The organism is Treponema sp. OMZ 805 (assembly GCF_050937395.1).
In the GTDB taxonomy this organism is placed as follows: domain Bacteria; phylum Spirochaetota; class Spirochaetia; order Treponematales; family Treponemataceae; genus Treponema.
This window is the reverse complement of the sequence record NZ_JACCLP010000001.1, coordinates 287,619-301,452: the sequence shown is the minus strand read 5'-3', so window position 1 is coordinate 301,452 and position 13,834 is coordinate 287,619. Positions and strand designations below refer to the sequence as shown.

Below are 13,834 nucleotides of genomic sequence, written 5' to 3'. Positions count from 1 at the left end.
AATTCCTAATCATCCCTGCTGCGGATATGGGACTGCCACATTTTTTGATAGAGTGGTGAAGTTTGCAAAAGCTCCTGATGGGTTCCCTCGGCGGCAATTTTTCCTTTTTCCAGCACGATGATTTTATCGGCATTGACAATCGTGGAAAGGCGGTGTGCAATCATAATAACGGTTTTGTTCTTTACAAGATTGTCGATGGACTTTTGGATAATGGCTTCGTTTTCCGGGTCTGAGTAGGCGGTCGCTTCGTCAAGTACGACAATGGGGCTGTCTTTCAGCAGTGCACGGGCAATGGTGAGCCGCTGCCGCTCGCCGCCTGAAAACTTACTGCCTGCGTTTCCCGCATTGGTGTCATACCCTGCAGGCAGGCTTTTGATAAAGTCATGGATGCTCGCCTTTGTACAGGCGGCTTCGATTTCTGCATCGGTTGCATCTTCTTTTGCCATTTTGAGGTTTTCGCGAATGGTCTTGTTGAACAAAAAGTTTTCCTGCGAAACGTAGGTAACCAGCTGCATATTCCGCTCCAAACTCATGCTGCCGATGTCAGCGCCGCCGATGGTGATGTGTCCGCTTTCGATATTCCAAAAGCCTGCCAGCAGTTTTGCGATGGTAGACTTGCCGCTGCCGGAAGAACCCACAATCGCAGTCAGCTCTCCTTCCTTTGCGGTAAAGTTCAATCCGTCGAACACCTTTGCGCTGTCCTTGGCAGCGGCGCCGTTTTTATCAGCAGTGCCGGTTGTTTCGCTCAGTACGCCGCCGTAGCCGAATACCACATTTTCAAAGCGCACATCATAGCCGTGCGGGGCGGGGGCGGTGTCTTGCCGTACCAGCTCCGGTAAATCGAGTACTGATTGTATTTCGCCGAACACGACCCGCACATTCGCCATCGCATCCGTATACGCCATCGCTTTGAGAAGCGGCTTATATGAAGCATACGAAAGCAGTATGCACATAATCAACGTAGGAATCGCAATGCCGCCGGTCATAAAGAGGTACAAGCCCACCGGCAGTACGACAAGGAGAGTAGACGGCAGCACTTCCATCGCGGCAACCATTGCAAAGCACACGCTCAAATACCAGTCGAGCATAGAGTCCCGGTTATCCTCCACCGCTTTTTGGAATTTATCATAGGATGATGCCGACTTGTTAAACGCCTTGATCACTTTTATCCCTTGAATATATTCGACAGCGGCGGCATTCATTTTTTTTGAGGCTTCGATGTAGCGTTTTGATTTTGCTTCATAGTCTTTCATCATCAGCATCGAAAAGAGCATACCAAGCGGCAAGGTTACGAGGTTTGCAAGAGCGATCTTCCAGTTCAGTATAAAAACAATCACGACAATCACAATCGGAATGATGACGTTGGCAAGTACTTCGGGAATGACGTGCGCAATCGGTTGTTCCATTTTATCCACTGTTTCTACCACAAACTGAGACCACTTGCCGCTGCTTTTTTCTTCTATCGTCCCCATCGAAAGGCGGCTAAGCTTTTCTATCACCCGCTTCCGTGTATCTTCAATAATACTGAATGCTAAATTATGCGAACCGATGGTTGATATCGAATGCCCGATAATCGAGCCAGCGAATCCTGCAAGGATAAGCCCTGCGTACGGTAAGAAAACGCGGTAATCGGTTACACCGTTTATCAGCTGCGTAACAATAGAAGCGACTGCAAAGTATGGAACAATGCCGCACGCAACACCGAGAATTGCAACAAACACCGGAAAGATAATCTGTCCTATATGTTTTTTTATAATATCCATAGATACTCCTCTCCATAAAAAATCTAACCGAGTTTTTAAAAGATGCCTACTATCTCCTGATAGATCAAGATTGCTGCCGTAGTTTGCTTGCTCCCCATTACGGAATCCCCAACACGGCTTTCCAGCCTGCACCGAAAAAAGTCCCCAGCGTATGGGCATATTTTAATGCGGTCTCTTTTGGATAATTGTGCAGCACCAGTTCGGCAAGGGAAGCATAATGCGCATGCACAAGGATATGCCATTCATCATCTTCTAAATCCCGAACGGGAACACCCCGCCGCTTTAGTTCGGCAAGGAACTTTTTGGTTTCCCGCATTTCGGCACGCACCACCATATCCTGAAAATCTGCGTATTTTGTACCGGCAGAGCACATCAGCAAAAGCTGAAATATTTCAAAATGTGCGTAGATATACTCGATCATACTGCACAGCGTTTCTTCTTCATGCTTCCACAGCTGTAAAAGATCGTCGGTTTTTACCAAGGCAAACTGCTCAGCTGCGGCATCGTGATACATCTGTGAAATAGTTTGAAACACCGGTTCTACCACGGCGCCGAAGAGCGCTTCTTTATCCTTAAAGTGATTATAAAATGCGCCGTTGGTTACATGCGCTTCCTTGCAAATATCCCTGATGCTTGCCCGTTCAAAGCCGAATGCTAAAAACTGCGCTTTTGCACATTGCAAAAGGTTTTCGTGCGTTTGCTGAAAATTCCTTGCTATAAAATCATCCTCCTCACAAATAATATTACAACGTAATATTACACTGTAATGGAGACTATAACGCAATTAAAAAAAAGATGCAAGATATAAATGCTCGACCTATTCTGAAACTTTCGTTTTCGAATAGGTCGACGAGTTCGCGCATCGCACAAATAGCATGATGCGAGAACATCGCATTTCAAGGTAACCTGTTCAGAAACGGAAGTTTCCGAACAGGTTTTATTTTTAACGGTTTCTGCAAACTGATTAATAGATCAGCTCGCCTGAATAATATCGGCGCTCTTTATCCTCTTCCGTAATGCACAGCGCCCCGTCCGGAGCGATACCGGTTAGTATACCTTCGACGATGTCGCTCTCCTGTTGCCCGCGCATAAAACGCACTACAGAGCCTCGCTTCCACAGCCGACGGCTGATTTCTTCATTCCAATCGTTGCGGTTGAGGCATTCCTGTATTTGAGTAAGTAGTGCAGGGATAAACACTTCAAACGTAGGGCACCTATCGGCTCCGATAATCATCGCGAGCGAAGTTGCCGTGTGTTCAATACTCCGCAAAAAGGCCGTTTGAAGCAGGTTGATGCCGATACCGGCAAGCACACAGCCGCCCGCGCTTTCGCATAGGATACCGGCAGCTTTTTTACCGTTGATAAAGATATCATTCGGCCATTTAACAGCAGTCCGTACAGATGACGGCAAAAACGAATCGATCGTTAAACTGGCTGCCAGCCCTATCCGCAGCGTAAAATCGGTGGATGCAGGCTGCCTTAAAATAAGGGTGCCGAGTAGGTTTTCCCCTGCAGGAGAAAGCCACTGCCGATCGGCCATGCGGCCGCGCCCCTCCGTTTGGTAGCCGGCGTAGATGAATGTGCCGTCAGGACAACCGTCTGCAAGGCACTCGCGGGCGGCTTGTAAGGTAGAATCGGTGCGTGCGTAATAATACACAGGCGCCTTAAAAGGGTTTGGAATCGAGGTCGTTTCTCGCTTTTGTTGAGGTATCAAAATAAACTCCGTGAATAATCTTTCTCTATTTGCTCCGTTTCAGGGGCTAATAGGCTGGCAGCATCCGTTTCCGCACGGATTTTTTCTACCAGTTCGGGATTGTTTTTTAAAAATCTGCTTAAAATTTTTTCAAAAAGCTCCATACATACGCGGGCGTCGTCTTCGGCACGGTGAGCTTCCAGCGCCGTAATGCCGAACTGCACGGCAAGATCCTGCAATGCATAGCTGGAAAGTCCGGGAAATACTTCCTTTGCAAATATCCGCGTATCGACGGCTTTATTGGTCAAAGGCGGTTTTCCGGCGCGCTTTAACTCCGCATTAACATAGTTTATGTCAAACGGAGCATTGTGCGCAACTAGAACACCGGTACCGATAAAATCGGAAAAGTCGGGAAAAACGGCAGCAATGAGCGGTTTATCCTTCAGCATCGCATCGGTGATTCCGTTTACCTTGCCCGCTTCTTCCGGCATCGGTATTTCGGGATTGATCAGCACATTGTATCGGGCGATGATACCGCGCCGGTCAAACTTTACCGCGCCGATTTCGACGATTCTCCCTGATGAGGGATCAAGTCCGGTTGTTTCGGTATCAAAAGCGATAAAGGCTGCCGTGTCGTATACGGCAGCCAGCCAATCATAACTTGTCATCTAAGATCGTAGTCCAGACTTCGTTCAAATATTTCAACTTTTTTCTCTGCCTGCTTCCGCGCAGCTTCGAGATCGTTGTTGTTCTCCCTCATAAACTCAGGATGAATAATATAAATTTTGATCTTGGGTTCGGTACCGCTTGGACGAATACTGACGATTGTTCCGTCTTCCATAAAATGCCGCAGTACATCACTTACAGGGATATATATATGCGTTGTCTTTTCGGGAGTACGAGGATTGTAGTGAACTGAGTTCTTTACATCCCAAATAGTCCATACTTCTACACCGCCAATCTCTCTTAACGGAGACTTGCGGAGTTTTGCCATCATCTTATTCATAATTTCAACGCCTTCCGCACCCGGGAATACCTTATTGATGGTCTTTTCGCAGTAGAAGCCGTACTGTTTAAAAAGTTCGTCTAAACGATCTAACAAACTCTTTCCTTGTTTACGCCAGTAAAGCGCCATTTCGGCACAGATGGCGGATGCCGCAATACCGTCTTTATCGCGGATTTCCATCCCGAAATTATAGCCGTAGCTTTCCTCAAAACCGAAAATATAGTGGTAGCCTTTTTTGGAAATCTCGTCAGCCTTATTGCAAATCCATTTAAATCCCGTCAAGCATTCAAAGGTTTCAACCCCATATTTTTCTGCAATGCGGTCACAGAGGCTTGATGTTACAATAGAACGCACAATAGCAGGCTTTTCAGGCATTACACCAAACTCTTTTGCAGTAAGACAAAGATAGTCAGTAAAGAGCGCTCCCATCTGGTTACCGGTAATAAGGCGCATTTTTCCGTTTTCGTCTTTTACCGCCGAAGCGAAACGGTCTGCATCGGGGTCGGTAGCCATCAGAATGTCAGCTCCTTCTTTTTCCGCCAATTCAATCGCCATTTTTAATGCTGCAGGATCCTCGGGGTTAGGATAGCTCACTGTCGGGAAATTTCCGTCCGGTTCACGCTGTTCCGGCACGGTGATAATGTTAAAGCCCATATCGCCGAGCACTTTTTCAACATGCATCGCACCGGTGCCATGTAGCGGGGTGTAGACAATCTTTACGGACTTAGACATCTCTTTGATTAAATCGCCGCGGTGCAGCTTGGCTTTAACGCTTGCCCAATATTTTTCGTCTATCTCTTTATCGATAATGATGAGCTTACCGCTTTTAATCGCTTCGTCGCGGTTCATCATGTTAATTTTTTTAACCGCGTTTACTTTGTCGATAATCCCTTTATCGTGGGGCGGAATGACCTGTGCACCATCGTTCCAATAGGCTTTGTATCCGTTATACTGCGGCGGATTGTGAGAAGCGGTAACAACAACGCCGGTGTCGCAGCCGAGCTGCCGGATTGCATAGGAAAGCTCCGGTGTCGGGCGCAATGCCGAAAACAGGTACACGGTAAAACCGTTCGCCGCAAAGATGAGGGCGGTTGACTCTGCAAATACATCGGAATAGCGGCGCGAATCATACGCAATGACGGCCTTTAATTTTCCGCTTTTTGCTTTTTCCGGGAATGTTTCTATGATATAGTCAGCAAGTCCCTGTGTTGCCTTTTTAATCACCGTAGGATTCATCCGGTTTGTTCCGCCGCCGATAATTCCACGCAAACCGCCGGTACCGAATTCCAATTGACGGTAAAAACGGTCAAACAGCTCTTTCTCATCGTTTTTTGCAATAAGTTCTTCCACTTCTTTTACGAATGCCGGATCGGTTTCTTCCGCCATATACTGCTTTGCATAGGTCAGAATGGTGTTACTATCCATAAATCGAGTCTCCTCTCAATAATCAATATCAGAATATCTCTAAGGCATCTTTAAAAACTTGAATTGATTGCGGATACCGCTACTGATTCAGTGTAACCTTTTTTTATAGATTACGCAAGGGAAAATCTTAGGGGTGTTAGAGCATAATGCTTGAAAAAAAAGCGCTTTTGTGCTTTTATAGGCGCATGCGCGGACGTACTGTCTTTTTATATATTTACCTTATTATTGTTTTTACCGTGCTTGCTGCAGGCTCGGCGATGCTGGGCTACTTACTGGCCGAAACGGCTGCCGTAAAGCAAAGCGAACAATTTACCGCTTTTAATCCCGACTTACCGACACGGATACTAGATATACGCGGAGACTTGATTACCGAATTTTCTTCCAACGAAAAGCGGGAAATTATCAAGTTTGAGCAAATACCGCCCGCCTTGATCAATGCGCTCCTCGTTCGTGAAGACCGTAGTTTTTATCGGCATCGCGGTTTTACCATGAAGGCGATTTTCCGTGCCATTATCGGAAAACTTACCCACAGAACACTCGGCGGCGGAAGTACCATTACGCAGCAAATCGCGGGACTTTTATATTGCGACCGTACCGATATGAGCATTTCGCGGAAGATAAAAGAACTGTGGTGGGCAGTCCAGATGGAACGCCGGTACTCAAAAGATGAAATCCTTGAACTCTATTTGAACAAAGTCTATTTCGGCGGAGGTACCTACGGCGTCAGCGCTGCCTGCCGTTTTTACTTCGGACATCCCGTAGCGGAAATTACCCCTGCAGAAGCGGCCGTACTGGTTATTCAACTATCGAATCCCGCCTATTACAATCCTTTTGAATACCCGAACCGCGTACAGGAACGGCAGGGCTACATCCTCGATGAGATGGTGCGCCTCGGCTATCTCACCAAAGAAGAACGCGACGAATCCTACGATGAGTATTGGGCGCACTTTGATTATACCCGTACCGCTTCGTCCGCATGGTTTAACCGCGAAGATAAAGCCCGTTGGTTTTCGGAATATGTACGCCGCCAGCTTGAAACGATGATGTACGGCACGATGGATTTTTATTCCGACGGCTATATCGTGCATACCACCTGCGACCTGCGCCATCAGGCCGCTGCCGAAAAAGAGATGAGCGATTATATCCGCATCGCGAATACACGTGTAAAAAATACGCGGTCGCACCGCTTTGCGCAGAGCGAACTGTACAGCAACATCACTGCGCTCGTTTCGCTCGCCTTTAATATTCCGGCGCTCCATATCGATTCCGAACGGGTGCAGACAAAAACCCTTTCCTACTACCGCAGTGATTTAAATCCTATTGTCGATATGGCAGCGATGCTCTTCGGTTTAAACAACCTCAAAATCACCGGCGCAAAAAGTACGGCAAAAGTACAAGACGAGCTTGCAAGAAAGACGGTTGAGGGAACGCTCATCTGTTTGGAAAATAATACCGGATACATTACGGCACTCGTCGGTGGAAGTAAATTCGACGAATCGAATCAGATGATTCGGGCGACACAGGGGCGCGTCCAGCCGGGTAGTTCATTTAAGCCGCTTCTGTATTCCGCAGCTTTCGACACCAAATTGATTACACCGGCAACCGTGCTGGAAGATACACCGCAGGTATTTCAAAACCAGAGCGGCGTTCCATATATCCCCAATAACTATGCAGGGCATTGGCAGGGTACCGTTCTGGCATGGAGAGCGCTTGCAAAGTCGCTGAATATCCCCGCGATTAAGGTGCTTGATACTATCGGCTTCGACGCAGCAATTACCCGCTCCGCCGCACTGCTCGGCATCACCGATCAAGATGAAATAGACCGCACGTTCCCGCGGCTATACCCGCTTGCACTCGGCGTTATCAGCGTTGCGCCCGTTCAGATGGCAAAGGCGTTTGCCGTTTTTGCAAATCAGGGGCGGCGGGTTGACCCCATTGCCATCCGCACCGTCGAAAACCGCAATGGTACAATTGTGATGGATCCCGAACGGGATTTACGGTTAGAACAGCGGCGGCGAGGAAATGCGATGCAAGTTATCAGCCCCCAAAATGCCTATCTTATGACTTCGGTACTGAAGAGAACGGTTACCGAAGGGACGCTCGCGTATGCTTCAAGCAGCGGTTCAAAGTTCCGGTATAAAGATAAAACAACGGGAAAATACTTTTCTATGCCTGTTGCGGGTAAAACCGGCACAACCCAGAACTGGTCTGACGCATGGACAATCGGCTTTTCTCCGTATTATACCGCCGCGGTTTGGTTCGGCTATGATAAGGGTGGACAGTCGCTCGGTCTTGATAACACGGGGGCGACGCTCGCAGGCCCTCCGTGGGCAAACTTTATGAAGGCAATCCATGAAGATATGCCGTATCGGGATTTTATTCGACCCGAAACAGGATTAACCGCCGTATCGGTTTGTTCAAAATCCGGAATGCTGCAAACGCCCTACTGCAACGAAGGCACGGTATCGCTCTACTTTTTATCGGGTACGGAACCGACGGAGGCGTGTACCTATCATGAAGCAAACAATGTACTGCTGGAAATTGCCAAAGACCGCCTACGCAAAAGTAATTACAGTACCGGACAAACGCCGGTTGACATTATTAAAACGGATGTACTCATTGACCCGCGTATTTTTGAAGATCCTGAACCGAGTAAACAAAGACGGAGAGGAAATACTTCCTATACGACAGATTCGTTTATAACCGATGAGCTTATAACGCCCTCCGGCACAGACAACACTTTTGAATCTAATCCATACTTACGCTCAGGTGAAGATGAGTCATCCATAGATCAGACGCCGACGCTCACTCCGCAACAAGAACAAAATGCAGCAACTCAACAGGGGCAGACTTCGGGAACATCAGGAGTGGGCAATACGTTGCAGCCGCCGATTCCTCAAACTCATTTGGAAACTATCGACGAGGGAACTCCGCTACCGTCTTTCCCGCCTGCAGAATCCAACCCGACCGGCTCCGAAACACAGGAACAAAACAACGGAGCGATACAGGAGGAAGGTATTAACCCGTGGCTATAAGGGAATTTTCTAAAAGGATAAAACATGAGTGAACAGCCGTACGTCCGCCCGACATGGGATGAATATTTTATGGAAGTCTGCCGCGCAATTGCAAAACGTGCAACCTGCGATAGAGGCAGATCGGGATGCGTTATTGCTCGAGATAACCAACTCTTAGTTACCGGCTATGTGGGCGCACCCCGCGGATTACCCCATTGCGATGATGTCGGACATCAATTTAAAAAAGTGCAGCACGAAGACGGCACCATAAGCCAACACTGCGTCCGCACCGTCCATGCGGAGCAGAATGCAATTTGCCAAGCAGCAAAACGGGGAATCAGCATCGACGGTGCAACACTCTACTGCAAAATGACCCCGTGCCGGACATGCGCAATGCTCATTATCAACTGCGGTATCAAACGAGTTATTGCTGAAAAACGATATCACGACAGCGCCGACTCAATCGAGATGTTCAAACAGGCGGGCGTTACCCTTGAGCATTTGAGTGATACTATCGAAGAATATCAAGGCCAATAATACTTTTGAAAATATACGGCACATCTGCGTTGTCTTGCCAAAAGTGTACATCCTTGTACACTTTTGGCAGCGAGTTTCAGCTGACGCTAAAACATCGCTTCTGTTTAAACCAGCGACATCCTTGCCGCTTCTGAATATCCTCAACGTATCATCTCCACCACGGATGGTGGTGGTTCTAGTCAGTAATGTGCCTGCGGGTGTTTTTTGTACGTTACTAGCGTCTGCATCGTTAAAAGTGTACATCCGTGTACACTTTTAACAGCGAGCTTCGAGTGAGCGCGAAACTTGATACTAAAAAGAGAAGTTTTTTGGGAAGATTTACCCCTTAAACAGTAGTTAATAGCACACAAGAAAGCATCATTGATTAAAAAATCGTTACAGCTTTTTCTACACTTGTTTTTTCTATATCGTTATCGTACACCGTATTGATAAAAAGTCAGCCCGACAGTTTTTATACCTCGTCCTCCGGCAAGGATAAGGACGGTAATTGTTTATATGTCAATCACTTGCATTGACTTTTTCCCCTTTGGATTATACTTATAGTGATTTTAGAGTATGCGAAATAACACCGCATTATGTAGGTAATACTGCCTTTATTTTAGAAACGGAGGAAGAAAATGAAAAAGATTACAATATTTTTTATCGCAGTAAGTTTCTTGTTTATTTCCTGTGGGCAGGCAGCCTTTGGTAAACCGGAGGCTCCGCAGGGCTACGGGACGGTGATTATCGGAATTGCCGGGAATGGCGTAAGCCGTGCGGTTGGCTCAAACGGCTTACCGCTTCTCAATAATTCCCAAATGACCATAAAGGTTACGAAGGATGATGGAACGTCTATTACGGAAAAACACTTTGCCGAAAGTGCTCCTAAAACCATGTCCTTAACGTTGCCGGTCGGCGAAAAAATCGTCGTAAAGATTAGTGTTGAAAACGTTTCGGCTCGATGGTCGGGCGAAAAACAGCACGAGGTTACTTCCGGCACCAATACCGTCAGCGTTAAGCTTAAAAAAGCTGCCGCTGCTTTAAACAGACTCCTGTTCGGTACTAATAAGCCCCATGGATCCCATTCAGGCGGTGTAAATGATTACACATTCACGTTGAAAATAGGTTCAAAGGAAGTAAAGAAAGAGCACATTAAATATCATAACCTTTGCCGCGACAATAAAGGTAGAACCTATCTTGCATATCAAGAAAGCAGCAATAGTATACTAGAACGTTACACGAGCGAGAGTGATAAAGAAACTAAAACCTTTACCCTGCCGGAAAACTGTCATAGACCGGCGCTTGCAAGCGATCATGCAACAGGTGCAGTCTACCTTGTTGCAAAAGACGGCTTGAATATGAAGCTGTATAGAATAAACGAAGCCGGCGGCTCGCCTATAGAATTGATGGGAGCGTCTCTCGGGTATCTAACCGGCTATGCCGTATATAATAATGTACTCATCGCCTCAGGATATGGAATGGTAGGTCCGGAATTAAAAATGTACCGCATAACCGAAGATACCGTTTCCGAAATTACGCTTTCCGCTCAGCCCGATTTACGCGAAGATACAAAGATTACATTAGAGGTGTCGGCGGGGTGGTTACATGGGACGATAAACGGCCTTTACATGACTGCCGATACCCTCTATGTTCTTTTTTCTAAATGTCAAACCATTCCGGACTCCTTTTCCTTAGGAGGTATTGTCAAATACTCATATTCGGCTGACGGCACAACCGCTTCGATAAGCAATCCTGTCCGCATCGGTATTGCAAATGACCATACTTCTGACGGAAACGATATTTACCCTACCGAAGAAAGCAACTTCTACGGCCCCGTAAAGGTAGTCGGTTTTGATGAAGAAAACCTCTACATAGCCGATGACGGCGTAACGTTCGAGTATCAAAAAGGAAAGCCCCGTATTATCGCAAACAAAAACCGTATTGCAACGCTTAATAAAGGAAGCAATGCGCTTACCTTTAATGATGCCCCAAGCGGGATTACTTGGCTGGGCGAAAATCCTGTATGGACAGGTGTAAGTACAAAGACCATCGTCTGGAAAAAGAATGCTGCCGGTTTCGACTATTATCAGCTCAATTCAGCCGCTGATGCACTCACGGCAGAAACTGAACTTGCTAATTCAACATCATCCAGCAGTCGTTTTACCGATGTGTTTTGCTTTGACGAAGCCGGAAACTTCTACATAGTACGATATAAAACCGGAGGCTACCGTATATGCCGCTTTGAGCTGAAAGATGACGGCAGCTATGATAGCAGCGTAACTGTAAGTACATCATCATTATCCGATCAACCGACCGCCATTGCCATTGACATATCGGGCAGTGTAAAAAAGGATGGTCAATCGGTAAACGCCTTGTATTACAGCTATAATGGCAGTGATAAATCATACATCAAACGGCTTACATGGGCGAAGAACGATCCATTTTCTTCCGCTGCGGAGGATAATAGTTTCGCCGGCAGCGGCACTTTTGGAGGGCCTCAAGATGTTGGCAATAACAAAACACGCTTTACCGCGCTTGCAGCAGATAAAAACGGCTTCTTTGTTGCTCTAAAAAAAGAGACCGGGTATTCGGGGTATACTGTTAGAGTGCAAAAATATACGCATGTCGACGGCAGCGCAGTCGGTGGTGCAATTAATGTTCTCGGTGAGGTAACCAACGCTTCAACTTGGTCAAGACCGGGAGATTTAACCGCTCTGCATATACAAGAAGGTATTTTATACGGTCTAACGGCAGTACAGTACCGCTATGAATATGACGAGACTGATCCATCTAATACATATTACAAAAAAGACTCTATTTCAGGGAAACTCATGAAAATAGGCAGTTCTACAGCCGATTTTTCCGGAAATGCAGAGGTTCTTCACACTACGGAATTGCCGAGGGATAAAATTCACATTCTTACCCCTGAGGCCGATGAGAAAAGAAAAGAAGGCGGCAAATTTGCACCTTACCGGTTTATTGCCGTCATGCCGAAAAAACTCATCATTGCCTCTGACGGTTTTTGGGGGTACATTACCAGTCTAAGTGCTCCAAATACTGATGATGTTGAACAATTCCATTTTATATGGGATTTTGGTATAAAGGATGACGGTTCACTTGAAGGCACGCCTCAATCGACAAAAACCGATTCCGCTATTGAGTTTTCAAAAACACTTGCGAGACCTTCCGGTTGCGGTTATGAGTGGAAATAATGACGGCTCTTATCAGTCTTTCCGTTCCGGTCTACGGAACGGAAAGATCTCTTCCTGCGCTGCTGGATAGCGTGTTAGCGCAGGAGTCCTTGCCGGCGGATACAAAGGCGGGGGGCTTGCCGGTTGAAGTTATCATCGTAAACGACGGCAGCCCCGCCGGCGGCTCCTTGCCTACAATCCTTAAACCTTATAAGAAGAAATTCAAAGCCGCCGGTATTCCTCTTATTCTTTTGGAACACTCTAAAAATCTTGGACTGGTTGAAGCCCGCCGCACTGCCGTACAAGCCGCCTCCGGAACCTACCTCTGCTTTGCGGATTCCGACGATACCCTTCCGCCGGATGCTCTTTTGCATTTGTACAATGGACTGCTTGCTTCAGGTACCGGTTCCCTTGCGGATGCCGCCGATATCATCCACGGTACGGCGGAGTATAAGACCGACTTTTCCGATGAGGAAGCTCCGCTTTACAAAGAAGCCTCCCTTGCCGAAATGGAAGAAAATATAAAAAAGGTTCATATAGGTCTTTTGGAAGGAGATGAACTTCTAAATTCTTTTTTACTAAAAGGAGAGCTATCAAGTTTTTTATGGGCAAAGCTCTTCCGTACCGAGGCGGTTAAGGCTGCTTTTGCAGATATTCCTCACACATTTTGCACGATGGGCGAAGACTTTCTTATTTACTTTTTTATCCTGCTCCATGCCCGCTCCTATTTCGGAATAGAAGACATCGTGTATAACTATCATATAGGCACGGGCATAAGCTCCAACCGAGAAATAAAAGACCTCGCCCGCTGGGAAAGGGCTTGCACGGCAGCCTCGGTCTTTGCCGTAATCTTTTCGTATCTTGAAGAACACCCCTTGAGCGCCCCCAATGCCGAAAAGCTGACCGCAGCCCTGCAAAACCGCTGTAAAATAGCCTTACTGCAAAACCTCCGCCACTTAAAGCGTGTTATTCCCTCCCTTCGCGGTGACGCTTACACAATCCTCTGCGATTACTGGGGCGAGGAGTATGTAAACGCTGCGGAAAAAGCGAGTCTTTTGAGTTGAGCAATGCAACCGCTTTTTCTATTGCAGAGGAATCAATGCCTTCCCGCTGCGCCTGTTCAAAATCAACACCCCTGACGCAGAGCGTTGCCGAAAAATGGCAGGTATTAAACCCTCAGCACGAATAAGCGGCAAGAGCCGCAGCATCTTCGGGATGTTCTTCGA

9 protein-coding genes are annotated in these 13,834 nt (G+C 47.0%); 4 read left to right on the top strand and 5 right to left on the bottom strand.

All coding sequences use genetic code 11. The annotated features are described in order from the left end of the window. Positions 1-5: 5 nt before the first annotated feature. From HGH47_RS01350 to HGH47_RS01330, 5 genes are all read right to left on the bottom strand, one after another. Positions 6-1,763 carry an ABC transporter ATP-binding protein gene (locus HGH47_RS01350; RefSeq protein ID WP_212565089.1) on the bottom strand — a complete coding sequence of 586 codons (1,758 nt, stop codon included), beginning with the start codon at positions 1,761-1,763 and terminating at the stop codon, positions 6-8. A gap of 97 nt (positions 1,764-1,860) precedes the next feature. Next, complete coding sequence (locus HGH47_RS01345) at positions 1,861-2,445, bottom strand: TetR/AcrR family transcriptional regulator (RefSeq protein ID WP_230974374.1); 585 nt, start codon at positions 2,443-2,445, stop codon at positions 1,861-1,863. Between the two features lie 282 nt (positions 2,446-2,727). Beyond that, the gene (locus HGH47_RS01340) at positions 2,728-3,477 is read right to left on the bottom strand and encodes a biotin--[acetyl-CoA-carboxylase] ligase (RefSeq protein WP_212565090.1); all 750 of its coding nucleotides are present in this window, start codon (positions 3,475-3,477) and stop codon (positions 2,728-2,730) included. Further along, complete coding sequence (locus tag HGH47_RS01335; RefSeq protein WP_212565091.1) at positions 3,474-4,124, bottom strand: 3'-5' exonuclease; 651 nt, start codon at positions 4,122-4,124, stop codon at positions 3,474-3,476. Before HGH47_RS01335 ends, HGH47_RS01340 begins: the two co-directional genes overlap by 4 nt. Further along, on the bottom strand, positions 4,121-5,887 hold the full coding sequence (locus HGH47_RS01330) for a phospho-sugar mutase (RefSeq protein ID WP_253675342.1): 1,767 nt from the start codon (positions 5,885-5,887) through the stop codon (positions 4,121-4,123). Before HGH47_RS01330 ends, HGH47_RS01335 begins: the two co-directional genes overlap by 4 nt. A 185-nt stretch (positions 5,888-6,072) precedes the next feature. Between HGH47_RS01330 and HGH47_RS01325 the strand changes: the two genes are divergently transcribed. The 4 genes from HGH47_RS01325 (at position 6,073) to HGH47_RS01310 (ending at position 13,672) form a co-directional block, all read left to right on the top strand. Next, positions 6,073-8,922, top strand: coding sequence for a penicillin-binding protein 1A (locus HGH47_RS01325; protein WP_212566590.1), 2,850 nt, complete (start codon positions 6,073-6,075; stop codon positions 8,920-8,922). Between the two features lie 24 nt (positions 8,923-8,946). Further along, positions 8,947-9,438 (top strand): deoxycytidylate deaminase, encoded by a 492-nt coding sequence (locus HGH47_RS01320; protein ID WP_212565092.1) that lies wholly within the window; start codon positions 8,947-8,949, stop codon positions 9,436-9,438. Positions 9,439-10,055: 617 nt separating this feature from the next. Further along, the gene (locus tag HGH47_RS01315) at positions 10,056-12,629 is read left to right on the top strand and encodes a hypothetical protein (protein WP_212565093.1); all 2,574 of its coding nucleotides are present in this window, start codon (positions 10,056-10,058) and stop codon (positions 12,627-12,629) included. Further along, positions 12,629-13,672, top strand: a complete 1,044-nt coding sequence (locus HGH47_RS01310; RefSeq protein WP_212565094.1) for a glycosyltransferase family 2 protein — start codon at positions 12,629-12,631, stop codon at positions 13,670-13,672. Before HGH47_RS01315 ends, HGH47_RS01310 begins: the two co-directional genes overlap by 1 nt. The last annotated feature ends 162 nt before the right edge of the window (positions 13,673-13,834 follow it).

Excerpts from the sequence above, each read along its gene's own strand:
- HGH47_RS01350 (WP_212565089.1), bottom strand. The coding sequence starts at position 1,763 with ATGGATATTATAAAAAAACATATAGGACAGATTATCTTTCCGGTGTTT.
- HGH47_RS01315 (WP_212565093.1), top strand. The coding sequence starts at position 10,056 with ATGAAAAAGATTACAATATTTTTTATCGCAGTAAGTTTCTTGTTTATT.
- HGH47_RS01335 (WP_212565091.1), bottom strand. The coding sequence starts at position 4,124 with ATGACAAGTTATGATTGGCTGGCTGCCGTATACGACACGGCAGCCTTT.
- HGH47_RS01330 (WP_253675342.1), bottom strand. The coding sequence starts at position 5,887 with ATGGATAGTAACACCATTCTGACCTATGCAAAGCAGTATATGGCGGAA.
- HGH47_RS01320 (WP_212565092.1), top strand. The coding sequence starts at position 8,947 with ATGAGTGAACAGCCGTACGTCCGCCCGACATGGGATGAATATTTTATG.
- HGH47_RS01325 (WP_212566590.1), top strand. The coding sequence starts at position 6,073 with ATGCGCGGACGTACTGTCTTTTTATATATTTACCTTATTATTGTTTTT.
- HGH47_RS01310 (WP_212565094.1), top strand. The coding sequence starts at position 12,629 with ATGACGGCTCTTATCAGTCTTTCCGTTCCGGTCTACGGAACGGAAAGA.